Genomic DNA, 23,478 nt, shown 5'->3' on the forward strand with positions numbered 1-23,478 from the left:
GCCGAAGTTGGTACTCACACTCCGTGGTGGCTCCAGGGTTCGTTGCCGTCGGCAGCGGTGCTGCCGGGGTGAGCGCTGCGGAGACGTTCCGCAGCAAGCACCCCGACATCCCCGTGCGCATCCTGACCACCGACCCGGCGCTGCCGTACGCGAAGCCGCCGCTGAGCAAGGACTTCCTGTGCGGCCGCGACGCCAGGCTCGCGCTGCACAGCGAGCACTGGTTCGAACGCAATGCCGTCGACCTCGTCCGCGGCATCACCGTCGAGCGCATCGACGTGGACCGCCAGGAGGTCGTGACAGCGGGTGGTCAGCGCTATCCCTACTGGCATCTCGTGGTCGCCTCCGGGTCCATCCCGGTGCGACCGCCCATCCCGGGTATCGAGGCGGCGCTGACGCTGCGGTCGTTTGCCGACGCTGTCGCGCTCAAGATGGCCGCCCGCTATTCCGACTGCGCCGTGGTCATCGGCGGCGGCCTGATCGGCTGCGAGGCCGCATCCTGTCTGGCCGAGCGCGGGGTCGCGACGATGGTCGTGGCCGCCGAACACGTCCCGCTGCAGCGCCGGTTCGGGGTCGAGGCCGGTGAGCGCGTCGCGAAACTGCTGTCGGACAACGGGGTCCGGTTCGCCGGTGAGACGACCGTCGCCGCGATCGAGGACACCCGTGTGGTGTTGGACAGCGGTGAGGCCGTCGACGCCGACCTCGTCGTGTGCGCGACGGGTGTGCGCCCCGACATCCGCCTCGCCGAAACCGCCGGACTGCAGACCCGCGACGGGCGCATCGTCGTCGACGCGCACATGCACACCTCGGCACGCAACGTGTACGCCGCGGGCGATGCGGCGCTGGCGCACAACGTCACCGCCGGCAGGCCGATCGCCGCCGAACACTGGCGCGATGCCGCGCATCAAGGCCATGTCGCCGGCCTGACCGCGGCCGGCTACCGCGCAGTTTGGGACACCGTGCCCGGGTTCTCCTGCACCATCGGCACTTCCGTGCTCAAGTACCGCGGCTGGGGTGTCGACTTCGACGGGGCCCGGTTCGTCGACCACCACACCGGGTTCACCGTCTGGTACGAGGCGGGCGGCGACGTCGTCGGTGTGCTGACCCTCAACGCCGACGACGACCACCGCCGCGCCGGCGAGCTGCTCGGCCCGCGTTGACGGACGTCTTCAGCCCGACACGAGCCCGTGCTCGAGTGCGTACATGCTGGCCCCGATTCGGTTCGAGACGCCGATCTTGGCGTACACGTGCTCGACGTGATTGCGCACCGTCTTCTCGCTGAGCACCAGCGTGGCGGCGATGGCCTTGTTGCTCGCGCCCTGTGCGACCAGTCGCAGCACCTCGACCTCTCGGCTCGTGAGACCGTCCGGGCGGGGCTGGCGCCTGCGCGAAGCGTGCCCGGACGCGTGCAGGACCGCATCGGCGGCCGCGGAGTCCAATTGCCCCTTCGACACCCGTTCGCGCAGTCGCCTCGCCGCGCCCGCGGGGCCGAGCGCCTCCCGGTACGGCCGCGGTTCGAGCGCGCTCTGGTAGCTGACCGCGCACGCCAGCAGCCGATCGGGCATCGAGAGCTGCCGTGCGGCCAGCCCCCGCGGATACCCGGAGCCGTCGAGACATTCGTGGTGGTTGGCCGCCACCGACGCGATGTCCTTGAGAGCCGGCACCTGAGAAAGGATCCGCTCGGTCAGGTATGGATGCAGCCGCATGCGCTCGAACTCCGCCATGGTCAGCGCGGTGGGTTTCGACCAGACCTGGTTCGACACACCGATGCGGCCGAGATCGTGCACATAGCCGGCGCGTCGTGTCGTCGCGACGGCCTCGTCGTCGAGCCCGAGCGCCTCGGCGGCGGATGCGGCGAGATCGGCCACCGCGCGTGAATGCCCCAGTGTGAACGGACATTTGAGGTCGACGAACTCGCCGAGGGCCATCAGCAGCGTGTCGAGCGACCCGGAGTCCAGGCGCGTTCCGCGATCGGGCGCCTGCCGCAGCGCCGTCGCCCATACGTCTCCGGTCGACGGGACCGCGAGCACGTCGGCCGGATCGGCGACGAACGCGTCGACAACCGCCGGGTCGAACTGACCGCCGCGCCTGCTGCGCGCCATCGCGACCGCGCCGTCGATGCCGTACTCGCGCTGGTGCACCTCGACCATGTCGGCGACCTGAGCGACCCGCATCCCGATTGGTATCGCGTCGCCGGACGCGCCGGTCGGCAGCCCGCCGCCGTCGTAGCGTTCGAAGGTGTACCGCAGCGCGTGCTGTACGTCGGCGTGCAGGCCGATACGTTCGGCAAGCAGGCCGGCCGACGTGCAGTGCGAGTGGATCAGCTGCGAGATATGCCCTCGCGCATTGGCATACAGTGTCGCCGCCGTCCTCAGCCGGGTCAGCAAAGACTCCCCGCGGCCGACGTTGGTCAGCAGGAAGCGTTGATACGGCAGGCCCGACCAGTCGACGAGGTACGAGCTTCGCCGCACCGCGATGTCGTCGCCGAACCACCGGGCGTACTCATGCGAGTCGGCGTGACAACCGATCCACATGATCAGCGTCGCGTAGTAGATGCAATCACGCTGCTTCGCAGGCAGTTTCAGTTGGTCGGCCAGGCGTGTGGCGATGAGCGCGGACCGCAGCATGTGCTCGGCGGGCTGACCCAGCCCGAGGTCGACCGCGACCGAAAGCGCCGCGAGCACTTCCGCCCGGGTCGGAGGCTCCTGCGGGGTGCGAGCGCCGGCCACAGCCCGATTCTGCACCGTTTGCATCGCCGGATCAGTGCGATAGGTCAAGACGGGCCGCATCGCGGTGACGAGTGACGTCGAACGCCTCGAACCGGCCCTGGGCGACCACGCAGATACCCCGCTGCGGCAGCTGGAAGTCGGCCAAGTTGCCTTGCACCGGATGCGGCCCGACGGGACCGAGATTGACGCCCTGCACGACGGCCGACGAGTCGGCGACCGCCCACACCCGCCGGGGTGCGATGCGGAACTCCTGACCGTTGGGCAGGTTGCCGGTCAGCCGAACCTTGCCGATGCCCAACACCGGGCCGACGATGCGGCTCATCGCCATCAGCGTTCGGCGGTTGCGTGCCGCGGCGGCGGGAATGCGTGATCCGACGGCGCTCATCAGACGGGTGGCCGCGGTGCTTGTGATGTCGACACGCCAATCCAGCACTCCGGCAATGGAAATCGACAATGACCACGGTGTGAGCCACTCGGCGTCGATGGCGCAGACAACGGGGTCGACCGGTGTCGCCGAGCTGAAGTACCGCGAACAGCTCTGCGGTCCCGGTGTGGTGGCGTAGAACGTCCACACCCCGTCCGGCGTGCGATGCCACACCGATTTGTAGGCGGGGGAGAACGACGTCTCGGGGAAATCCCGGTAGGCGAGGTAGTGGCCGTTGGCGAACGGCAGGCCCATGACGCCGAAGCCGACGACCCGCTCCTCGTCTCCATCGGGCAGCGGCATGGTCTTGGTGGCGGCGGCGAAGGCCTGAGGTGTTGTGGTCATGCCGTGATCGTGCGCCGCCGGGCGGGCCGCCGACATGAGGCGAACGCCCCAAAAATGGGGCCTAGGGGGCGGGCCGCAGCCCCACGAGCAGCGAGCGCACGCCGAGTCGCCACCGCTGCTCGATCGACGGCGTGGACGACCCCAGCCACCGCCCGAGCTCCTGGACCGCCAGCCCCTGCGCGAGCGCCAGCAGCACGTGAGCGATGTCGGCGACGTCGCCTGTCAGCAGCCCCGCGTCGACGCAGCGCTGTATCCGGCCGGTGAATACCGCGCGCACCGAGGCGCCTGCCGCCGCTTCGTCGGGCCCAGGCTCCAATTCGGCGAACGGCCGTGCGAACATCAGCTGGGCGAGCCGGGGATACGACCGGCAGAACGACCGGAAGACCGGCACCAGCCGTTCGAGATCGGCGAGTGGATCCTCGCTGAGCGGAACCGTCTCCAGTTCGGCGCCCAGCAGCCGGAAGCCCTCGAAGACCATCGCCCGCAGCAGTCCCGCCTTGTCGGAGAACAGCTCGTACACCGCGGGCACCGACGTGCTCGCCCGCTCGGCGACTCGGCGCGTGGTGAACCCCGAGATGCCGTCCTCGGACAGCGTCGCGATCGCCACCTCGAGCAGGTGGTCCTTCAGCTCGGGCGTGCGCTGCTTCGCCCTCGGCATCGGGCTGGCCTACCCGAGGCTGAATTCGGTTGCCAGCCCGTCGATTCCGGCCCGAATGGCGTTAAGCGCGGACTCGCGGGCCTTCAGCTTGGTCGCGACGTGCGCGCCGGTGTGCACGGTGTTCACCAGTTCCGTGGCCACCTCCTGCGCCCGCGCCGAGACGCGATCGGCCTCGACGATCTCGTCGAGCCACCCGCCGTAGACGGCTTCGTCACCGGCGAACGTCGACGCCAGCGCCGCGCCCCTCTGATAGACCGCCGGGGTCAGACGGAATCGCATGATCTCCAGCGCGGCGACCGGGATCGTCATGCCGATCGCCACCTCGATCGCCTGGCAGCGGGTCTTCGGCTGACCGACTCGGTGGTCCCCGGACAGCAGCAGGAACGACCCCATCGCGATGGCCGGACCCGTCGCGGCCATGACCACCGGCACCGGGAAGGTAAGGCACCGCACCGCGAGCTCGAACCCGCCGGCGAGCATCCCCAGCGCGGCCTGCGCGTCGCCGGACTGAAATACGCTCAGGTCGAAACCGCCGCTGAACACGCGCCCGTTGCCCGCCAGCACGACGGTCTTGGCGGCGTCCTTCTCCGCCCGGTCGAGCGCCTCGTTGATCGCGGTCTGCATGGCCGGGCCGAGGACATTGACCTTGCCGTCGTCCAGCGTGATCGTGGCGACCGACTCGTTCAGTTCATAGCCAACGAGGCTGCTCATCGATTCTCCTTATGAAGCGGACGGGCAATCGTATCGATGTTACGAAACATCGATACGATTGCCAAGGGCCGTCACCTTGGCGTCATCACGCAATACGGTGCCGCGCCGTGTTGGTCTTGAGGATCTGGGTGTGCGCTTCCTCGAATTCGGCGTCGATGTCGACCGGCCGACCGGGGACCGTCCCGTTGCGCCGTGTGCGCTGCGGCCCTTCGGTTTCCGTGCGGTACCGATCGCGGAGTTCATCGACCGAGGACCGCACCCGGTTGATCTCCTGGCGCAGGACGTCTTCGCGGCTCTCGCTCGCCGCGTAGTGGTAGTAGGTCAGCAGATGACGCAGCAGTTCGAGCTTCTGCTTCTCCTGGCGGGCCAGGTCGTGCGTGGTCAACAGCTCCAGCCGCTCGACCGGATGCAGCGTCGACCAGTCCAGCACCGCCGTGGACCGGTACCGGTGGCGCGACCCCTTCTTCTTGGCGTGCCCCTTCTGGTCGTAGTAGGTGACGGCGCCGTCGAACCGGGATGCGATGGCCTCGCCGAGTTCGCGACGGTCCAGTGCCGAATCCCAGACGATGCGCCATTCCTGTCCGGGCGCCAGATACGGGATCTCGGCGGGCAGGTTCAGCGGCGCGATGTCGACATAGCGGTCGTCGTAGACGTTCTCGTACTTGGCCACCGTCGGCGGATGCGCGAAGTCGAACCGGATGTTGTAGGCCGGTGTCCGGCCGAAGTTCTTGACCACGAGCTCGATCAGATGCCAGTCGTTGGCCGCCGGTTCCATGAACATCGCCACGTTGGGCGCCATGAGCTCTTCGCTCTGCCGCCGTCCCCGCTGATACTGCCGCCAGGCGTAAACCAGGGCGGCGATTCCCACCACGACGGCGAGCCAGGCGGCCAGCGCCGTCCACATGCCGGCCGAGAGGCCGAGAACCCCATCCGCATCCACGCACCGCTGTATATCACGCAGCCGCGGATCACACACCCTTTGCTATTTTGGCGTGCGCGTCGATAAGAGCACCCGTCACCGACGATCGTGACCGGCGGAATTCGTCACAATAGGCTTGCCGGCCTCAGCTGCGCGGTATTGCTGACCAGGTCGCCGAACGACGCCGCGAACCCGATGTCGGCCATCGCTTTCTCGGCCGTCGCGCCCCTCGGACGGACCAGTCGCTCACCGCGTGCCGCCCAGTCGCGGTCCGACCACGTCACGCGGGCCGGTAAGCGCTTCCAATACTGCGGATGCTCTCGCAGGTACAACTCGACACTGGAGTGCACGGCCGCATCCTCGGCGAGCTTGCGCAGCGAGATCGTGTGGGCGGTTTCGGCGAGCGCGTCGTACTGATCGGGTGCGGGCAGCGTGTCCATGCGCTCCTCGGAAATCCCGAGCCCAGCGCTCAGCGCGCCGTCGAGCATCCAGTCGAAGGTGATGTCGGCCAGCGATCTGCATGCCCCCGGCCCTCCGGCGACGTCGCAATGGGCGCCGCGGAACCAGACCTCCTCGATGCGCTCCGACGCCGAGGTCGTCAACCGTTCGCCGGGGCGGCCGTCGATCGCAACCGCGTGCCTGCCGGATTCGACGTTGGGCATTCGGGCCGGCATCGACCGGCGCGTCAAGCCCGGGATGCTCACCGCGTCCCAGATGCCCAGGAATCGGACCGCGACGGGGATTTCTCGCTGCTGCTCCAACTGGGAGGCGATCTGCGTGACGCGTGTCCAGTCCTGCTGGTCGCGGCCGGTCCGGGGCAGGGCATACGCGCCGAGCACGAAATCCGTCAGCTCCGGAAGCACCCCGACGGTGGCCAGTAAGCGGGTCAGGCTCTGGGCGCAGTAACCGCCGCGACCGACGCCGAACAGATAGATCGGGTCGCCGGGTTCCCAGCTGTCGACCAGGAATCGATAAGCCTCGGCGATGGCACCGCGAGCGTCGTCGGCCGCGGTTCTGAACGGCCGCAGCGTCATCGCGGAGTTCGCCCCGACTCCAGGGTGATACCAGGTGAGCTGGTCGGGGACGTCGTCGAGCAGACGAATGAGTCGATGCGCGTTCGTCGCGGTTACAGGGTCGGGATAGCCGCGAGTGCGGTCGAAGCACAGCACTAGCTTCTTCATCTTGGCCCCCCGGCCCGTAATTGACGCTAGGGTCTACAAGTTTGCCCCCGTGCGGGCATCTTGTCCAGAAAATTGTGTTTCTCGACCCGATATGCCGCAGACACCTGCGAAAATGTCGGGCGCCAAACCGTCGGCGGAGTTCATGTCACAGTTGCCGAACGGTGGCGCGCCCTCCGGTAGACCGCCGCCATATCCGGTTGCGTCGGTGTACTGATGCGCCACCTTCCCGTGATACGGAGGGTTGCGTCCGTAGGCGGCGACCACGACCTGAAGCCCCGGCGGCTTGTGCGGCCACAGGCTGTTCAAGTCGCCGACGTTGCCGTAGCCGATCACCTTCGCCGTGCTGCCGACGAAAGCGCCGACCTCGCGGCGGGTGGCGTTGATCTCCGCCGAGCAGTCGCCGCGGATCTGGCCGCCCCACGACTCGACATCGAGCATGACCGCCATCCTCGGGTGCGGAGTGCCCACCTGGTCGCGGAACGTGGCCACCGTCTCGCGCCAGTTCGGCCGCCACACGAAGTACACGAGGAAAAATGTCAGACGCCCGTCGTCGGCACTGCGGCGGCACCAGTCATAGTTGTTGCGCCACCGACGATCTCGGTACGTCCCGTCGTTGGAACGGATGCACAACACCGGGTACGGATAGCTGTCGTCGACTCCGACCTGCCATTCCGAGACATCGGCAAAGAGCGAGTCCGCCATGTCCGCCAGTCTGTCGGAACGCTACGTCAACGGGATCCGCGCACCCGGGCTCAACGGATCGGCATGCACCTCGATGAAGCCCGGTACCGTGCCCGTCGGCACGTCGTAGGCGAGGCCGACCAGCGCCTCGGCACCCGGTTGGATCTCGACGAATCCGCCGCCCACGTAGAACGTCGCCTCGTCGTCGATGGAGTAGACGGTGTTTCCGGCGTGCAGCTTCTGCAGGGTGCCGAGGAACTGCGCGGTGGCGTCGCCGTCGTTGACCACCGACAGGCGTACGACGACGTATTCACCGGTCGCGGTCTTCTCCACCGGGGCCTCGGTCGACGAAACCGTCGAACCGGTCTCGACGTCGACGACCGTGAACGACAGCACTCCGTCGACGGTCGCTCCGGCGAGCGGCGGCAGCGCATCTGGCGTGGGAGTGCCGGCCTGTTCCTCGGCCATCGTGGTGGGCTGGTCGGCGATCTCAGGCGGTGACGTCGTCGTGGATGACCTGGGACCGTCGTCGTTGTCATCGCGGAACAACCCGTAGACAAGGGCGAGGATCAGCACGAGCAGCAGGGCGCCGCACACGGCGAGGTAGCGGGTGAGCAGTGTGCGGTTGTCGTTGGAGCGCGGTTCGGCGGGCGGTTGCGAGTGCATCGGCGGTTCGATGGCCGACGGCGGCTCTGCGGGCTGCGACGTCGGGCCCGGCGAACGGTGCTCGGTCCACGTCGAACCGTCCCAATACCGTTGGGCGCCAGCGCCATCGGGGTCGGGATACCAGCCTGCCGGCGTGGGGGGTGTCGTCATCGCAAGCGGTCCTCCCGATAGGCGCCGAGCAAACGGAGATTAGCGCAGCAGCACTGACAGCGACGCTTTTTCGCCCACCGCACCACGTATGGGCGAAGGTCAGCCGCCCATCAGCATGCGCCACTGGTCGAGGTTGCTCGCCCGGTAGACGTAGTTGGTCTGGCGTACCTCCGACAGAGAGGCGCTGGGCTCGGCGGAGTACCAGTGGCCGGGGAACACCGTCGGGTCGCCGGAGAGTTTCGCCAGCGCCTGCAGGCTGCGGAACATATCGTCAGCGTTGCCACCGGGAAAGTCGGTGCGCCCGCACCCCTCTAGGAACAGGGTGTCGCCGGCGACGAGCCGCCCATCGAGCAGGAAGCACTGGCTGCCCGGAGTGTGGCCGGGCGTGTGCAGCAGTTCGATGTCGATGTCGCCGACCTTGACGACGTCGCCGTGCTGGTGCTCGGTGAGTTCACTGCGCGCGATGCCGGTGATCTTCGAAACCCAGTCGGCCTCAAGCTGGTTGACGTGCACCGGCACGCTCGTGCGCTCGAGCAGTTCGGCGAGCCCCTTGAGTTCGAAACCCATCATCGAACCGCCGACATGGTCGGGGTGGTGGTGGGTGACCAACACGCCGGACAGCCGCATGCCGTCGGCCTCCAGCGCGTCGACGAGATCGCCTGCGGCGTAGGCGGGGTCGACGATCACCGTGTCGCCGGTCTCGCGGTCGCCGATCAGGTAGGCGAAGTTGCGCATCTGCTGGGCGATCATGTCACCGGTGGCGAAGTCGCGACCGGACAACAACTGACGGAAGTAGAGCCGATCCGAAGCCATGACCGTCAGCGTATCTGGGCCCAAATTTCGGGGCTCAGTCCTGGCTGCGCAGCCGCACCATGCGGATGGTGCTGCTCTCGTCGAGTTCGACCAGGTCGGTGTGCGAGCGCAGGAAGTCGCTGAACGACTTGAACCCGAGGGACTTCTCCGAGAACGACGGGTCCATGCGCCTCATCTGAGCCTTGACCGCCGAATTGTGCAGCCAATCAGAGTCGTCCTTGCCGTGCGCGATACGCAGCGCCCGCTCGAGCAGCGCGGTCCCGGCGGCCTGCGGATCGGGCTGTTCTGCGTCCTGCTCGGCGTCGGCCTTGGTGCGTCGCCGCTTCGGGGCTTCCGTCTTGACCGCCGGAACGCCGGGCAGCGCGTCGTAGGAGACGTACTCGTCGCAGGCCGCGGTCAGCGACCGGCTGATCGATCCGGTTATGCCGATGCCGACGACGTAGCGCCCGAGGCGTTTGCACCGCTGTGCGAGCGGGATGTAGTCGGAGTCGCCGGCGACGATGACGACGTGGGTCAGGTCGGGCAGCCGGAACATGTCCTCGACGGTGTCGACGGCGAGCCGGATGTCGGCGCCGTTCTTGCTGTACGCGGCGGCCGGGAACAGCTGCACCAGGTCGACCGCGCGCCCGACGAGCTGGTCGCGGTAGTCGGCGTTGACGTCGGTCGACCAGTCGGCGTAGGCCTTGGTCAGCACCAGCGTGCCGAACGACGACGCGTAGTCGATGATTGCGCCGACGTCCACGGTCGCTTGCGTCAGCCGACCCGGATTCTTGTGAAAGCCTGCAGCCTTGTCGCGCTGAAACGAGTTGCGCCCGTGGATCTGGTCGTACCGCGAGATCACGATGTTGTCGAAGTCGAGGTACACCGCTACACGGGTCGCGCCGGGTTCGGTCACTGTTCCGTCCTATCACTGTCCGACTAGAGTCGGACAGTAACGGTTGCGGTGATCAGCGGTTTGGCGCGGCAATCGGCGAGAATGTACCCTCTTTAAGGCTCGCGCCGCGGTGCGCGAACCTCGAAGTAGGCAGGCCCCCTTAGCTCAGTCGGCAGAGCGTTTCCATGGTAAGGAAAAGGTCAACGGTTCGATTCCGTTAGGGGGCTCGGTGAGCGGGCGGACATCCGCCCGGATCCCGGGGCGGTGTAGCTCAGCTGGTTAGAGCGCACGACTCATAATCGTGAGGTCGGGGGATCGAGCCCCCCCACCGCTACAGGCAGCATCGAACGCGTAAACGAAGGACGAAGAACCGTGGCCTCCAGTACCGACGTACGGCCGAAGATCACTTTGGCGTGCGAGGTGTGCAAGCACCGCAACTACATCACCAAGAAGAACCGCCGTAACGACCCGGACCGGCTCGAGATCAAGAAGTTCTGCCCGAACTGCGGCAAGCACCAGCCGCATAAGGAATCGCGCTAAGACGAGTCAGCCCGCAGGCGTCGCCGGGGTGGTAGGTAGGTTCACTAACTGTGTCGTTGTCCGAGCGGATCGTCGGGATGCAATACCGCTACCCCGACTACTACGTCGTCGGTCGCGAGAAGATTCGCGAGTACGCGGTTGCGGTGAAAAACGACGATCGCGCGTTCTTCGACGAGGACGCCGCGGCCGAACTCGGCCATAAGGCGTTGCCCGCACCGCTGACATTCATGAGCGTCCTGGGGTACATGGCGCAGATATCGTTTTTCGAGCACGCCAACGTCGGGATCAAGGACGCGAAGATCGTCCAGGTCGATCAGGTGATCAAGTTCAGCAAGCCGATCTTCGCGGGCGACAAACTCTATTGCGAGGTGCAGGTGGACTCCGTGCGGCAGGCCCACGGCACCGACCTCGTCGTATTGAAGAACATCGTCACCAACGAAGCCGGTGACGTCGTGCAGGAGACACTCACGACCCTGGCGGGTCGGGCGGGTGACGGAGAAGAGGGTTTTTCAGATGCCACTGCGTGAGTTCGCCTCGGTGAAGAAGGGCGACGAGCTTCCCGAGAAGGTGATTCCGCTGACGCGGCAGGACCTCGTCAACTACGCGGGGGTGTCGGGTGACCTCAACCCGATCCACTGGGACGACGACATCGCCAAGCAGGTCGGACTGGACACCGCGATCGCCCACGGCATGCTGACCATGGGTCTGGGTGGCGGATACGTCACCGAGTGGGTCGGCGATCCGGCGGCGGTCACCGAGTACAACGTGCGCTTCACGGCTGTCGTGCCGGTGCCCAACGACGGCATCGGGGCGGAGATCGTCTTCAGCGGACGGGTGAAATCCGTTGAGCCCGAAACGAAGTCGGTGACCATCGCGCTTTCGGCAACCACCGGGGGCAAGAAGATCTTCGGTCGCGCGGTGGCCGTTGCGAAGTTGGCGTAGCCGTGGCCCTCAAGATCGATATCAAGGGCATGGTCTGGAAGTACCCCGAGCCCTATGTCGTGGGACATGAGCAGATCCGCCAGTACGCCAACGCCGTCAAGGCGCATGACCCGCAGAGCCATAGTCTCGAGGCGGCCCGGGCCTCGGGCCACGACGCCCTGATCGCGCCGCCGACGTTCATGTCGATCTTCGCGGTGATGATCCAGCGGCACTTTTTTCAGCACAACGACATCGGCTTCGAGACGATGCAGATCGTGCAGGTCGACCAGAAGTTCAAGTTCCATCGACCGATCAAGGTCGGTGACGAACTGACCGGCACGATGGAAATCCTGACCGTCGACGAACGGTTCGGCGCCGACATCGTCACCACCCGCAACAAGCTGGTGGACCAACACGGCGAGCTCGTGATGGAATCGTTCACCACGCTGATGGGCCACGAGGGCGACAACTCGATCTCGGCCGGCTGGGATCCGGAGACGGGACAGGTTGTGCGCAAGCCCGTCGTCCATGATCCCGCCGAAGATCCCGATGGCGGCGATGACGTGAACGGCGAGGCGTCTGTTTGATGACCGGCTGCCGGTCGGAGCGTGATCACCGGCTCGTCGATCGCATCAGGACCGGCTCGCCGGCGGATTAGTAACTACCACGGGTGGCGCGCTACACTCGGTCCTCGGGGTTTTCCCAGTCCAGCGCGCTGTCCGTCGGTTTGAAGATCGGCCGATCGGGGAGCGCGCGAATTGTGTGAGCCCCGAACGGGTGGCCTGAGTAGCGCCACTCTGAAGGGGCGTAGCTCAACTGGCAGAGCAGCGGTCTCCAAAACCGCAGGTTGCAGGTTCAAGTCCTGTCGCCCCTGCTCAACTGAATACTCGACAAGTGTGGACACTGGAAGGTGACCCACAAACCAGATGACCAGACAAGGGAGCATGCGGTGAGCGACGAGCACGACGATGCCGGCTCCGACACCGAGAACGGCCGCGGCGCCGTCGTGACCCGACCGACCCGCCCGTCGGGCAAGCGGACCCGTCGGGCAGCCGCCGGCGAAGACGCCAGCGAAGCGGTCGACCTGTCCACCGGCACCGCGGCGTCACCCACGAAGAACGGGTCGGGCTCCGCGAAGAAGGCCGCCAAGAAGCGTGCCGACGGGCCGTCGCGGAATCCTTTCCTGTTCGTCTGGAACTACCTGAAGCAGGTTGTCGCCGAGCTGCGCAAGGTGATCTGGCCGAACCGCAAGCAGATGGTCACCTACACCGGCGTGGTGCTGCTGTTCCTGGCCTTCATGTTGGCCATGATCGGCGGCGTCGACTTCGGCCTTGCCAAGCTGGTCTCGCTGGTGTTCGGCTGACGAGTACGCGCGACGGATGAGAATTTCGAGAGGACTGAAAAGTGACTAGCTTCGAGGGCGATACGCCTTCGGCCGAGAGCGTTGACCTGATCGACGAAACGACTGGGGCGACGACCGACGCGACCACCGACCCGGCGACCGAGGATGCCGACGTCGCCGGTGACGCCGTGAGCGACGAGGCGGCCACCGCGGACGACGCGGCCGGTGAGGCGGCCCCCGCTGAAGCCGAGCCCGAGGAAGAGGATCCGGCGGTCGCGCTGAAGAAGGAACTGCGGACCAAGCCGGGCGACTGGTACGTCATCCACTCCTACGCCGGTTACGAGAACAAGGTGAAGGCCAACCTCGAGACCCGCGTGCAGAACCTGGACGTCGGCGACTACATCTTCCAGGTCGAGGTGCCGACCGAAGAGGTCACCGAGATCAAGAACGGCCAGCGCAAGCAGGTCAACCGCAAGGTGCTGCCCGGCTACATCCTGGTGCGCATGGAACTCAACGACGAGTCGTGGGGCGCGGTGCGCAACACGCCGGGTGTGACGGGCTTCGTCGGTGCGACGTCACGGCCGTCTCCGCTGTCGCTGGACGACGTTGTCAAGTTCCTGCTGCCGCCCGCTGCGGCGAAGAAGCCGGGCAAGGCCGCCGCTGCGGCCGGTGCAGCCGCCACCGAGGCCGGGGGCATCGAGCGCGCGCCGATCGAGGTGGACTTCGAGGTCGGCGAGTCGGTCACCGTCATGGACGGCCCGTTCGCGACGCTGCCCGCCTCGATCAGCGAGGTCAACGCCGAGCAGCAGAAGCTCAAGGTGCTGGTGTCCATCTTCGGCCGCGAAACACCTGTCGAACTGACCTTCAACCAGGTCGCCAAGATCTAAGCCAGCGATTTGTGCACACCTAGGAGCGCTCGGCGCAACAACGTGTGCACAAGTCGCAGAGAACCGAGAGAGGAACAACCAACACCATGGCCCCGAAGAAGAAGGTCGTCGGGCTGATCAAGCTGCAGATCCAGGCCGGGCAGGCCAACCCCGCCCCGCCCGTCGGTCCGGCGCTCGGCCAGCACGGCGTCAACATCATGGAATTCTGCAAGGCGTACAACGCCGCGACGGAGAACCAGCGCGGCAACGTCATCCCCGTGGAGATCACCGTCTACGAGGACCGCAGCTTCACGTTCAACCTCAAGACACCGCCCGCGGCCAAGCTGCTGCTGAAGGCCGCTGGTGTGCAGAAGGGTTCGGGCGAGCCGCACAAGACCAAGGTTGCCAAGGTGTCCTGGGATCAGGTGCGCGAGATCGCCGAGACCAAGAAGGAAGACCTGAACGCCAACGACATCGATCAGGCCGCCAAGATCATCGCCGGCACCGCCCGGTCGATGGGCATCACGGTCGAGTAGTTCGACCGGAACTTCGTGGGAGGGCCAGCTTCGGCCCGGCGATGAGCGCTCGCGCGAAGAGCAATCATCACAGACCACAACTCAGCAACTAGGAGAAACAAATGAGCAAGACGAGCAAGGTATACCGCGAAGCCGCCGAGAAGGTGGACCGCAGCCGGCTGTACACGCCGCTGGAGGCAGCGAAGCTGGCCAAGGAAACGGGATCGAAGAAGCAGGACGCGACCGTCGAGGTGGCGATCCGGCTGGGTGTCGACCCGCGTAAGGCCGATCAGATGGTGCGCGGCACCGTCAACCTCCCGAACGGCACCGGTAAGACCGCCCGCGTTGTGGTGTTCGCGGTCGGCGACAAGGCCGAGGCTGCCGAGGCCGCCGGTGCCGACGCCGTCGGTAGCGACGACCTGATCGAGCGGATCCAGGGCGGCTGGCTGGACTTCGACGCAGCGATCGCGACACCCGACCAGATGGCCAAGGTCGGCCGCATCGCCCGCATTCTCGGTCCGCGTGGTCTGATGCCGAACCCGAAGACCGGCACCGTGACGCCCGACGTCGCCAAGGCCGTGTCTGACATCAAGGGCGGCAAGATCAACTTCCGCGTCGACAAGCAGGCCAACCTGCACTTCGTGATCGGCAAGGCGTCGTTCGACGAGAAGGCGCTTGCGGAGAACTACGGCGCCGCGATCGACGAGATCCTGCGGGCCAAGCCGTCGTCGTCGAAGGGCCGCTACCTCAAGAAGGTCGTCATCTCGACCACGACCGGCCCGGGCATTCCGGTCGACCCGTCGGTGACGCGCAACTTCACCGAAGCCGGGGCGTAACGGCCGCCCGTTCGCGGGTGGGTTTGCACCGCGGGGGGCCGGCGCTGAGCAAAGAACGCCGGAGCGTGTTCTCTGTTTTTCGACCCGGAAGCGGGGTGTAGGCGTTGCTGTCAGCGACCTCGGGGATGCGACGGCTGCATTGGGCCGGTAGATCTCCGGTCGACAGAAATTGACCCGGGAACTTCGCGGGTTTTGTCGTCGCTACCGCCACACCTATGTGAAAGTTGACCCATGCGTAAGTGCATCCGGGTCGTCTTTCTCTCTTTGCTGGGCCTGCTGAGCGCCGCCGTCCTCAGCGCCGCAACCGCACTGTTGGCAGCGGTCAGTCTGGCCGCGACCGCGTTGATCGTGCCAGGCACCGGAACACCGGACGCAAACGACGTCACAGACTACATGGAGAACTTCCGCGACTACTACATGCAAGGCACGGCGTGTGGGAATAACGGTTGCGCAGACGACGACTTGGAAGGTGTCGACTACTTCGCCTCATTCTGGCCGATCCCGTTGCCCGGTTGGTGTGACCCCGGCCGTTGCGAGAAGTTCGACGACTCCGTCGACGACGGTGTGCAGAGTCTGAAAGAGGCGCTTCAGGCCTTACAGGAACTGGACCCCGCCTACGACGGTGCCCTCGTGATCGCCGGCTACTCACAAGGCGCCCGCGTCGTCAGCATTGCAAAGACGAATATCGCCAACGGCGATTGGGCGGATTTGATAGATGGGCTTGAATCCGTCGAATTCGTCTTCATCGGTAACCCAAACCGTCCTAACGGTGGAATCCTGTCGCGGTTGGGCATCCTGCGACACATCCCGATTCTTGACGTCACGACCGGCCAGCCCACCCCCACTGGTCCCCTGCCGGGCTTTCTCACCGAAGACTGGGCAATCCGGTGGGAGGGAATCGCCGATTTCCCGCAGTATCTGTTCAATCCGCTGGCGATAGCCAACTCGCTTCTCGGTTTCTATTACGACCACGGCACCTATCTGGCGAAAAACGGGGGCAGCGACCCCGGTGAACTTCCCGCCGGATACGACATCGAGACGTGGGAGAAGATCACCTCGAACCCAAAGGCATACCCGGGGATTGTGGAGATCCAGGAATACGGGGACACGACGTATTACACAGTGACGCCGAAGGTGTTGCCGTTGGTGCGGCCGCTGCACGCAATCCCATTCGTCGGCAAGCCGATCGCGGACCTCATCGAGCCCGCATTGCGCGTGATCATCGAGGAAACCGGTTACAACCGCAACATCCCATACGGTCAGTACTCCCCGATCGGACTCATCCCGTTCTTCAATCCGATCACTCTCTTCTTAAAACTAGTCCCGGCGATCTTCACGGGGATCAACAATTTCCTGGCCAACTTCGGATTGGCAAAGGAAATACCGCTTTCACCGACCACTCCAGTCCCGGTGACAGACGACGAGCAAGAAGACGACGTTGACTTGACGGCGTTGGCAGGTAGCGAACCGGAGGAGTCATCCGGCGCCAGGCTGGCGATGGTCCACCGCTACGGGGACGTCGATCAGGAGATCACCGGGGTCTACCAAAAGAATGGCCTCATCGCCGAGATACGGGTCGATGATGACCTCACCCTGGCACCAGGCGTCGAGACGTCTGGCATCGACGGTAGTGCGACGCCGGTGGTCGACGGCATCGAGATGCCAGTCGTGGACGGCAACGAGACTGCTGACATCGACGGCGTCACCGAAACCGAAAAACTGCCAGGGGCCGTGCTCGAGACCACCCCGATCGGAAACCCGGAAGTCGTGGGCGAGAAGACGACCGGCGGCAATGCCGTGATTGCAGTCAAGGAGCCCGAAGTCAATCAGGATCCCGACGTCAAGAAGGATTCCGAGGTCAGAACAAATCCCGCGCAGAACCGGATCGATGCCAACGGTCGCAGCGTGTCGCTGGACGCCTCGCCGAACAAGCCGGCCGCAGGGCCTGCGGACGCCGGTAACGGCAGCGTGCAGAAGATCACCCCGGCGAGCCCCGCACCATCTGAGGGCCTTACGACGAAGCCCGACCCGGGCGGGACTACGAAAGACCCGCAAGGCGCCAACGACGCGCAAGACTCGAAGGACTCCGAACCGGCCGCAGCCTGACCGCACAGGCTCAGCCGTGCGGACCAGCGTCTCTCTGCGAGCGCGAATTCGCTGTGTGTCACGATTGGGCGCGTGAGGGGCATCATCTTGGCGGGCGGGAGCGGCACGCGCCTGCACCCGATCACCCTGGGTGTGTCGAAGCAACTGGTACCCGTCTACGACAAGCCGATGGTGTACTACCCGCTCTCGACGCTGATGCTGGCGGGCATACGCGACATCCTGGTGATCACCACGCCCCACGATGCGGACGGTTTCGAACGCCTGCTCGGCGACGGGTCACGCTTCGGCGTGTCGATCACCTACGCCAAGCAGCCGTCTCCGGACGGCCTGGCACAAGCTTTCACAATCGGTGAGACGTTCATCGGCACCGACAACGTGTCCCTCGTGCTCGGCGACAACCTGTTGTACGGCCCCGGGCTGGGCAGCCAGCTCAGACGCTTCACCACGATCGACGGCGGCGCCATCTTCGCCTATTGGGTGGCGGAGCCGTCCGCCTACGGCGTGATCGAGTTCGACGACAACGGTCTCGCCATCTCCCTCGAGGAGAAGCCAGACCGGCCCAAGAGCAACTACGTCGTACCGGGTCTCTACTTCTACGACAACGACGTCGTCGAGATATCCAAGGGCCTGAAGCCGAGCGCCCGTGGTGAGTACGAGATCACCGATGTCAACCGCTGCTATCTCGAGCAGGAGCGGCTGCAGGTGCACGTGTTGCCCCGCGGAACCGCCTGGCTGGACACCGGCACCTTCGATCAAATGACGGACGCCGCCGAGTACGTGCGCACCATGGAACGACGCACCGGGCTGAAGATCGGGGCTCCCGAAGAGATCGCCTGGCTGCAGGGCTGGATCAGCGACGATGAATTACGGGAACGTGCCGCGCTTTTGGTGAAGTCCGGTTACGGCGGCTACCTACTGGACCTTCTGAACAGGGGACGGTGATGTCGCGTCTCCTGGTCACCGGTGGAGCGGGCTTCATCGGCTCGAATTTCGTGCGGTACGTCATCGACCACACCGATCATCACGTCACCGTGCTCGACAAGCTGACGTACGCGGGCAACCGCGCATCGCTCGCGGGACTGGCTGACGACCGAATGACGTTCGTGCACGGCGACATCGCGGATGCCCCGTTGGTCGACGAGCTGGTCGCGTCGGCCGACGCGATCGTGCACTACGCCGCCGAATCGCACAACGACAATTCGCTGGACAACCCCGAGCCGTTTTTGCACACCAACCTCGCGGGCACCTTCACGTTGCTCGAGGCCGTGCGTAAGCACGGCACGCGGTTCCATCACATCTCGACCGACGAGGTGTACGGGGACCTGGAGCTCGACGACCCGAGCCGGTTCACCGAGCAGACACCGTACAACCCGTCGTCTCCGTACTCGTCGACCAAGGCCGGCAGCGATCTGCTGGTACGGGCCTGGGTTCGATCGTTCGGTGTGGCCGCGACGATCTCGAACTGCTCCAACAACTATGGGCCCTATCAACACGTCGAGAAGTTCATCCCGCGACAGATCACCAATGTTCTGCGGGGAATCCGCCCCAAGCTCTACGGCCAGGGCCGCAACGTGCGGGACTGGATCCACGCCGACGACCACTCCTCGGCCGTGCTGACCGTCCTCGACAAGGGCAGGATCGGCGAGACCTACCTGATCGGTGCGGACGGCGAGAAGGACAACAAGACCGTCATCGAGTTGATCCTCACCCTCATGGGTCAGCCCGCCGACGCCTACGATCACGTCACCGATCGAGCGGGCCACGACCTGCGGTACGCCATCGACTCGACCAAGCTGCGCGAGGAACTCGGTTGGCAACCGCAGTATCAAGACTTCGAAAAAGGTCTGACCGCAACGATCCAGTGGTACCGCGACCACGAAGACTGGTGGGCCCCCGTCAAAGACGCCACCGAGAGCTTTTACGCCCGGATGGGTCAGTGAAGAAGGCCCAGTTGTGACTGATTTCGGTAAGCCTCTGCGCGCTTTGACGACTCCCATCCCAGGGCTGGTCGTGTGGGAGCTGCCCGTGCATGGAGACAACCGGGGATGGTTCAAGGAGAACTGGCAGCGCGAGAAGATGCTCGCGCTCGGCTTGCCCGATTTCAAGCCGGTGCAGAACAACGTGTCGCTCAACGAGAGTGCGGGCACCACACGCGGAATCCACGCCGAGCCGTGGGACAAGTTCATCTCCGTCGCGACCGGCCGGATCTTCGGCGCGTGGGTCGACCTGCGTGACGGCCCCACGTTCGGTGCCACCTTCACGGCCGAAATCAACCCATCGCGAGCGGTTTTCGTCCCTCGCGGGGTCGGTAACGCATTCCAGAATCTGGAGCACAACACCGCCTATATCTACCTGGTGAACGATCACTACTCGCCCGATGCCCAGTACACCTCGGTCAACCTCGCCGACGAGACCGTCGCCATCGACTGGCCGATCCCGCTGGACCGCGCGGAGCTGTCAGCGAAGGATCGCGAGAACCCGCCTCTGGCGGACGTCAAGCCCATCCCGCCACGGAAGACCCTGGTTCTCGGTGCCGGTGGTCAACTGGGCCGGGCGCTGCGCGAGGCGTACGCCGGTACCCCCGGTGTCGAATTCGCCGAACGCTCCGACGTCGACCTCACCGCCGCCGGCATCGAGACCGCGCGCCGCTGGCGCGAATACGAAACGATCATCAACGCCGCCGCCTTCACGAGTGTGGACGCAGCCGAAACGCCGGAAGGCCGTGCGGCGGCGTGGTCCACCAACGTCGCCGGTGTCGCCGCGCTGGCACGTACCGCCGCCGACAACAACATCACGCTGGTGCACATCTCCAGTGACTATGTCTTCGACGGCGACGCCTCCGAGCCCTACCGCGAGGACGATCCAGTGTCGCCACTCGGCGTATACGGCCAGACCAAGGCCGCCGGTGACCTCGTCGTGGCAACGGTGGACCGGCACTACATCATTCGGACCTCATGGGTGATCGGCGACGGGAACAACTTCGTGCGCACGATGCTCTCCCTCGCCAACCGTGGGGTGAACCCGTCCGTGGTGAACGATCAACACGGCCGCCTGACGTTCACATCCGAAATCGCAAGGGCGATTCGGCATCTGACCGACACGCACGCCCCGTACGGCGTCTACAACCTCACCGGTTCTGGGACGACGACCACGTGGGCAGACATCGCGCGGCGGACGTTCGAACTCGCCGGTCACGACCCGGGCCGGATCACCGATGTCACGACCGAGCAGTACTTTGCCGGCGCAACGAAGCTCGTCGCGCCTCGACCGGCTAACAGCGTCCTCGATCTCGGCAAGATCCAGTCGGTCGGTTTCGAGCCCGCCGACGCGGATGCTTCCTTGGTGAACTACCTTCGGCACGAATCCGTCGAAATACCCTGAGTATCAGAGGTTCTCGCCAAAGACACGCCCGAGTTCGGCCCGTGATCTGATTCCGAGTTTTCGGTAGATGCGAGAGAGGTTGGTCTCGACCGTCTTGGGGCTGATAAACAGCGCGGTGGCCACGTCCTTGGTCGTCATTCCCGACGCCGCGAGTTCGGCGACGCGGTGCTCTGACGGTGTCAAACCCAGATGTCCGTTGCCCGACGCGCCGGCCCGCGCGAGCTCGGCGCGCGCCCGCTGCGCCCACAGCGGAGTGCCCAAGCTCTCGAACACATGCAAGGCCTCGGTCATCGTCGCGCGCGACGCCTCCTTCTGCCGCTGACGTCGCTGTAACTGGCCGAGCAGCAACAGGGTACGGGCATGCTCGAAGGGCATTGGTAGCCGCTCATGATGGGCCAGCGCGTGTCTCGCCATGTCGGCCGCCTCGTCGATCTCGCCTTGCGCGGCCAGCCAAAGGCTGCGGCACCGTGCGGCCGTGGCCAGCATCCACGGCCTGTCCAACAGTCGCCCATTGGCCTCCAGCGTCGCGATCATCGGCTCGGTATCGGCTGCGCGGCCGAGCGCGACCATGGCTTCGACCGCGTCGGGGACGAATCCTGCGGTGATGATCTCCGTGCCTGGCAGGAACGGAAACCGGTCGACCAGCGGCTGCAAGATCTGCAGCGCCTGTTCGTAGTTGCCCAACGACACCTCGAGGAACGCCAGGTTGACCGACGCCCAGTCGGCCAATCGGGGTGAACCGCGCTCGGCGAGGCGGATCGCCGCGGTTGCCACATCGCGGGTTTCGTCCTGCCTGCCCGCGTAGGCCGCAACTGCGGACTGGATGGTCTTGGCGACCACTCGCATGTGCTCGCCGCCGAGTTGTTGTTCCCGCTCGACGGTCTCCTCGGCGATGCGTGTTGCGTCGGCATAGCGTCCGCGCCAGATTTCGATCAGCGCGCTGAATACCGCGACGAAGACCAGATCGGTTTCGGACCCTCGCTCGACACAACGCTGTCGCACCAAGTCCATCTGTTCGGCCGCCTCGTCCAGCTGCCCGACGAACGCCAGCAGCAAGGCGTAGTTGGCTCTGGCCCGGAAGGCGATCGGCGCCTCGCTGTTGGGGTCCTGAAGTGCCAATGCCCGACGCATGCCAGCCCAGTCGACGCCGCGACCGCACATGCACGCAATGTTGTTTCTCACGGCCAGAACCTGGCTCGTGAGATCTGCAATCCCAACGTCTTCCGCGTAGGCGGCCGCGCGTTCAGCGCTCTGCAGGGCGGCCCCGAACTCACCGGCATTCAGCCGCGCATATGCCAGGAGCAACAAGGTGCGGACGCGGACCTCGCGGTCACCCTCGTCATGGTTGAGCGCCTGTTCCAAGTGGACAACGGCGTCGGTGAAGTTGTTGTGTTGAATCCGCATGCTGGCCAACAAGTTCAGCGCCATCGCCCGGTGCACGCCACGCGGAATGCGCTCGGTCAATCCTTCCAGCAGCCCACGGGTGCGCTCCAGATCACCGGCGTGCAGGTAGTGGTCGGCCGCGCGAATCCGCCGCGTTGGTGTATCGCCGCCGAGACCGATTGCCAACTCGAGTAATTCGCCGGCCGCGGCGGGCGCACCGCGTGCAACCGCAGTATCGGCGGCGATGTCGAGCGCCTCCAAGGTGGCCGGGTCGGCGCTGGCGGCGGCCAGTGCCATATGTCTGGCTCTCGACTCGTCGAGGAGCACCGCCTCGGCCAGCGACCGGTGCATGGCCCGACGCTCATTGGGTTTGGCGTCCGTGTAGACGCTGCGCGCCAACAGCGGGTGCGAGAACGCCACGGCGTCACCGCTGATGGTCAGGATGCCCTTGTCCCTGGCTTCGGCGAGAAGTTCGGCGGTGCGATCGACTGTGCTGTTCGTGACACGCGCCAGCAGGCCAACAGTCGGGGCGGCTTCACAAGCGGCGGCCAGCAGCAGGGCCTGGGCTTCGGGCCGTAGTCGACCGATTCGCCTGCGCATCAATTCCGCAAGCGTCGCGGGCAACACCGACTGGGAACCGCCAGCGTCGATTGCGCGCGCCAACTCGAGAGCGTAGAACGGGTTGCCGCCGGAGATCTCGGCGATCCGGACCATGGTCGGGCGAGGGAAGGATCGACCCAGGCGGGTCGAGATGAGCGCGTGTAATCCGCCGAGGCTAAGGGGGCCAACGTGAACCCGGCGGATGTCGGATGGATGTAGCTGCAACCAACTCGCCGCGCCGGGGCCCGCATGCTCGGTGCGGCCGGTGAGCAGCATACCCACGCATCCGCTGGACCGCCTCGCGGCGAAATCCACCACCGCCTGACTGGACGGGTCGAGCCATTGCACGTCGTCGAGTGCCACCAGCACTGGCCCATCGACGCAGAGTCGCTCGATGACCGTGGTGAAGGCGGCCGCGACAGCACCCTGGTCCGTCGGCGGACCATCATCGTCGGCCCGCAGCAGCACTCGATCGATGGCAAGGCGCTGCACGTCGGGCAAGTCGGCGAAGACCTCAGTCGGTATGTCACCGAGCAGGTCGGCGACGACCGCGTACGCGAGAGCAGTCTCGGCTTGGCCGGCTCGCGCCGTCAGCACCCGGAAGGCGCATTCGCGTGCCGCCGAGATACCCGCCAGCCACAGGGTGGTCTTGCCGGCTCCCGCATCACCCTCGATGACCAGCGCGCAGGGACCACTCTCGACGGACCGCAAGAAATCGCGCACCGCCCGAAATTCCGCCGGACGCTCGATCACGCCGGACACCAATGACCACACCCCTCATCGACAGCAAATCGAGAATAGCCCCCGGACGCGTGGCCGTAGGTGGGAAGGCCCAGAAAC

At 65.7% G+C, this 23,478-nt stretch carries 24 protein-coding genes and 3 tRNA genes; 16 read left to right on the forward strand and 11 right to left on the reverse strand.

Annotation, left to right across the window (positions count from 1 at the left end):
- Nucleotides 1-23: 23 nt before the first annotated feature.
- Nucleotides 24-1,157, forward strand: coding sequence for an NAD(P)/FAD-dependent oxidoreductase (locus A5759_RS22275; protein WP_068201320.1), 1,134 nt, complete (start codon nucleotides 24-26; stop codon nucleotides 1,155-1,157).
- Nucleotides 1,158-1,166: 9 nt separating this feature from the next.
- Here the strand turns inward: A5759_RS22275 and A5759_RS22280 are convergent, their stop codons facing one another.
- The 10 genes from A5759_RS22280 to A5759_RS22325 all read right to left on the reverse strand — a co-directional run bounded on the left by A5759_RS22280 (nucleotide 1,167) and on the right by A5759_RS22325 (nucleotide 10,169).
- Nucleotides 1,167-2,750: an HD domain-containing phosphohydrolase gene (locus tag A5759_RS22280; protein ID WP_068201400.1), complete on the reverse strand. Its 1,584-nt coding sequence runs from the start codon at nucleotides 2,748-2,750 to the stop codon at nucleotides 1,167-1,169.
- A gap of 7 nt (nucleotides 2,751-2,757) precedes the next feature.
- Nucleotides 2,758-3,495 carry a hypothetical protein gene (locus tag A5759_RS22285; protein ID WP_068201398.1) on the reverse strand — a complete coding sequence of 246 codons (738 nt, stop codon included), beginning with the start codon at nucleotides 3,493-3,495 and terminating at the stop codon, nucleotides 2,758-2,760.
- A 61-nt stretch (nucleotides 3,496-3,556) separates the two neighbouring features.
- Nucleotides 3,557-4,153, reverse strand: coding sequence for a TetR/AcrR family transcriptional regulator (locus tag A5759_RS22290; RefSeq protein ID WP_068201322.1), 597 nt, complete (start codon nucleotides 4,151-4,153; stop codon nucleotides 3,557-3,559).
- Nucleotides 4,154-4,162: 9 nt separating this feature from the next.
- The gene (locus tag A5759_RS22295; RefSeq protein ID WP_068201324.1) at nucleotides 4,163-4,864 is read right to left on the reverse strand and encodes a crotonase/enoyl-CoA hydratase family protein; all 702 of its coding nucleotides are present in this window, start codon (nucleotides 4,862-4,864) and stop codon (nucleotides 4,163-4,165) included.
- A gap of 85 nt (nucleotides 4,865-4,949) precedes the next feature.
- Nucleotides 4,950-5,768, reverse strand: coding sequence for a hypothetical protein (locus tag A5759_RS22300; RefSeq protein WP_156617005.1), 819 nt, complete (start codon nucleotides 5,766-5,768; stop codon nucleotides 4,950-4,952).
- A gap of 140 nt (nucleotides 5,769-5,908) precedes the next feature.
- Nucleotides 5,909-6,964: a DUF2235 domain-containing protein gene (locus A5759_RS22305; RefSeq protein ID WP_068201327.1), complete on the reverse strand. Its 1,056-nt coding sequence runs from the start codon at nucleotides 6,962-6,964 to the stop codon at nucleotides 5,909-5,911.
- A gap of 33 nt (nucleotides 6,965-6,997) precedes the next feature.
- Nucleotides 6,998-7,666 (reverse strand): hypothetical protein, encoded by a 669-nt coding sequence (locus A5759_RS22310; RefSeq protein WP_068201328.1) that lies wholly within the window; start codon nucleotides 7,664-7,666, stop codon nucleotides 6,998-7,000.
- Between the two features lie 21 nt (nucleotides 7,667-7,687).
- A complete protein-coding gene (locus A5759_RS22315; protein ID WP_068201331.1) occupies nucleotides 7,688-8,461 on the reverse strand; it encodes a DUF2510 domain-containing protein in 774 nt (257 codons plus the stop codon).
- A gap of 99 nt (nucleotides 8,462-8,560) precedes the next feature.
- Entirely contained in the window at nucleotides 8,561-9,274 is a 714-nt protein-coding gene (locus A5759_RS22320) for an MBL fold metallo-hydrolase (RefSeq protein ID WP_068201333.1), read from the reverse strand.
- A gap of 34 nt (nucleotides 9,275-9,308) precedes the next feature.
- Nucleotides 9,309-10,169: an NYN domain-containing protein gene (locus A5759_RS22325; protein WP_064400185.1), complete on the reverse strand. Its 861-nt coding sequence runs from the start codon at nucleotides 10,167-10,169 to the stop codon at nucleotides 9,309-9,311.
- A 133-nt stretch (nucleotides 10,170-10,302) separates the two neighbouring features.
- On the opposite strand from A5759_RS22325, the gene A5759_RS22330 reads away from it, so the two are divergent.
- The 15 genes from A5759_RS22330 (at nucleotide 10,303) to A5759_RS22400 (ending at nucleotide 20,655) form a co-directional block, all read left to right on the forward strand.
- Nucleotides 10,303-10,375 (forward strand) — tRNA-Thr (locus A5759_RS22330).
- 33 nt (nucleotides 10,376-10,408) lie between these two features.
- Nucleotides 10,409-10,482, forward strand: a tRNA-Met gene (locus A5759_RS22335).
- A gap of 38 nt (nucleotides 10,483-10,520) precedes the next feature.
- Complete coding sequence (rpmG, locus tag A5759_RS22340; protein ID WP_059101288.1) at nucleotides 10,521-10,688, forward strand: 50S ribosomal protein L33; 168 nt, start codon at nucleotides 10,521-10,523, stop codon at nucleotides 10,686-10,688.
- Nucleotides 10,689-10,738: 50 nt separating this feature from the next.
- On the forward strand, nucleotides 10,739-11,215 hold the full coding sequence (gene hadA / locus A5759_RS22345) for a (3R)-hydroxyacyl-ACP dehydratase subunit HadA (protein ID WP_068201334.1): 477 nt from the start codon (nucleotides 10,739-10,741) through the stop codon (nucleotides 11,213-11,215).
- A complete protein-coding gene (gene hadB / locus A5759_RS22350; protein WP_068201336.1) occupies nucleotides 11,202-11,630 on the forward strand; it encodes a (3R)-hydroxyacyl-ACP dehydratase subunit HadB in 429 nt (142 codons plus the stop codon). Before hadA ends, hadB begins: the two co-directional genes overlap by 14 nt.
- A gap of 2 nt (nucleotides 11,631-11,632) precedes the next feature.
- Complete coding sequence (hadC, locus tag A5759_RS22355) at nucleotides 11,633-12,196, forward strand: (3R)-hydroxyacyl-ACP dehydratase subunit HadC (protein ID WP_068201337.1); 564 nt, start codon at nucleotides 11,633-11,635, stop codon at nucleotides 12,194-12,196.
- A 214-nt stretch (nucleotides 12,197-12,410) separates the two neighbouring features.
- A tRNA-Trp gene (locus A5759_RS22360) sits at nucleotides 12,411-12,483 on the forward strand.
- A gap of 75 nt (nucleotides 12,484-12,558) precedes the next feature.
- Nucleotides 12,559-12,972: a preprotein translocase subunit SecE gene (gene secE, locus A5759_RS22365; RefSeq protein WP_068201339.1), complete on the forward strand. Its 414-nt coding sequence runs from the start codon at nucleotides 12,559-12,561 to the stop codon at nucleotides 12,970-12,972.
- A 41-nt stretch (nucleotides 12,973-13,013) separates the two neighbouring features.
- Nucleotides 13,014-13,838, forward strand: coding sequence for a transcription termination/antitermination protein NusG (nusG, locus tag A5759_RS22370; protein WP_068201341.1), 825 nt, complete (start codon nucleotides 13,014-13,016; stop codon nucleotides 13,836-13,838).
- 86 nt (nucleotides 13,839-13,924) lie between these two features.
- On the forward strand, nucleotides 13,925-14,353 hold the full coding sequence (gene rplK, locus A5759_RS22375) for a 50S ribosomal protein L11 (protein ID WP_059101294.1): 429 nt from the start codon (nucleotides 13,925-13,927) through the stop codon (nucleotides 14,351-14,353).
- Nucleotides 14,354-14,454: 101 nt separating this feature from the next.
- On the forward strand, nucleotides 14,455-15,168 hold the full coding sequence (gene rplA, locus A5759_RS22380; RefSeq protein ID WP_068201343.1) for a 50S ribosomal protein L1: 714 nt from the start codon (nucleotides 14,455-14,457) through the stop codon (nucleotides 15,166-15,168).
- Between the two features lie 393 nt (nucleotides 15,169-15,561).
- Complete coding sequence (locus tag A5759_RS22385; protein WP_231984723.1) at nucleotides 15,562-17,274, forward strand: PE-PPE domain-containing protein; 1,713 nt, start codon at nucleotides 15,562-15,564, stop codon at nucleotides 17,272-17,274.
- 72 nt (nucleotides 17,275-17,346) lie between these two features.
- A complete protein-coding gene (rfbA, locus tag A5759_RS22390; protein ID WP_068201348.1) occupies nucleotides 17,347-18,216 on the forward strand; it encodes a glucose-1-phosphate thymidylyltransferase RfbA in 870 nt (289 codons plus the stop codon).
- Nucleotides 18,216-19,214 carry a dTDP-glucose 4,6-dehydratase gene (gene rfbB, locus A5759_RS22395; protein WP_068201350.1) on the forward strand — a complete coding sequence of 333 codons (999 nt, stop codon included), beginning with the start codon at nucleotides 18,216-18,218 and terminating at the stop codon, nucleotides 19,212-19,214. Before rfbA ends, rfbB begins: the two co-directional genes overlap by 1 nt.
- Before the next feature lie 13 nt (nucleotides 19,215-19,227).
- Nucleotides 19,228-20,655: a bifunctional dTDP-4-dehydrorhamnose 3,5-epimerase family protein/NAD(P)-dependent oxidoreductase gene (locus A5759_RS22400; protein WP_068201352.1), complete on the forward strand. Its 1,428-nt coding sequence runs from the start codon at nucleotides 19,228-19,230 to the stop codon at nucleotides 20,653-20,655.
- Between the two features lie 3 nt (nucleotides 20,656-20,658).
- Here the strand turns inward: A5759_RS22400 and A5759_RS22405 are convergent, their stop codons facing one another.
- The gene (locus tag A5759_RS22405; protein WP_369816256.1) at nucleotides 20,659-23,391 is read right to left on the reverse strand and encodes an AAA family ATPase; all 2,733 of its coding nucleotides are present in this window, start codon (nucleotides 23,389-23,391) and stop codon (nucleotides 20,659-20,661) included.
- Nucleotides 23,392-23,478 lie beyond the last annotated feature (87 nt).

It is taken from the genome of Mycobacterium sp. 852014-52144_SCH5372336 (assembly GCF_001665615.1).
Lineage (GTDB): Bacteria > Actinomycetota > Actinomycetes > Mycobacteriales > Mycobacteriaceae > Mycobacterium > Mycobacterium neumannii_A.

Bases quoted from the DNA above. Each gene is read 5' to 3' on its own strand.
- A5759_RS22280 (WP_068201400.1), bottom strand. From the start codon at position 2,750: ATGCAAACGGTGCAGAATCGGGCTGTGGCCGGCGCTCGCACCCCGCAG.
- A5759_RS22285 (WP_068201398.1), bottom strand. From the start codon at position 3,495: ATGACCACAACACCTCAGGCCTTCGCCGCCGCCACCAAGACCATGCCG.
- A5759_RS22290 (WP_068201322.1), bottom strand. From the start codon at position 4,153: ATGCCGAGGGCGAAGCAGCGCACGCCCGAGCTGAAGGACCACCTGCTC.
- A5759_RS22295 (WP_068201324.1), bottom strand. From the start codon at position 4,864: ATGAGCAGCCTCGTTGGCTATGAACTGAACGAGTCGGTCGCCACGATC.
- A5759_RS22300 (WP_156617005.1), bottom strand. From the start codon at position 5,768: ATGTGGACGGCGCTGGCCGCCTGGCTCGCCGTCGTGGTGGGAATCGCC.
- A5759_RS22305 (WP_068201327.1), bottom strand. From the start codon at position 6,964: ATGAAGAAGCTAGTGCTGTGCTTCGACCGCACTCGCGGCTATCCCGAC.
- A5759_RS22310 (WP_068201328.1), bottom strand. From the start codon at position 7,666: ATGGCGGACTCGCTCTTTGCCGATGTCTCGGAATGGCAGGTCGGAGTC.
- A5759_RS22315 (WP_068201331.1), bottom strand. From the start codon at position 8,461: ATGACGACACCCCCCACGCCGGCAGGCTGGTATCCCGACCCCGATGGC.
- A5759_RS22320 (WP_068201333.1), bottom strand. From the start codon at position 9,274: ATGGCTTCGGATCGGCTCTACTTCCGTCAGTTGTTGTCCGGTCGCGAC.
- hadB (WP_068201336.1), top strand. From the start codon at position 11,202: ATGCCACTGCGTGAGTTCGCCTCGGTGAAGAAGGGCGACGAGCTTCCC.
- rplK (WP_059101294.1), top strand. From the start codon at position 13,925: ATGGCCCCGAAGAAGAAGGTCGTCGGGCTGATCAAGCTGCAGATCCAG.
- rplA (WP_068201343.1), top strand. From the start codon at position 14,455: ATGAGCAAGACGAGCAAGGTATACCGCGAAGCCGCCGAGAAGGTGGAC.
- A5759_RS22385 (WP_231984723.1), top strand. From the start codon at position 15,562: ATGGAGAACTTCCGCGACTACTACATGCAAGGCACGGCGTGTGGGAAT.
- rfbB (WP_068201350.1), top strand. From the start codon at position 18,216: ATGTCGCGTCTCCTGGTCACCGGTGGAGCGGGCTTCATCGGCTCGAAT.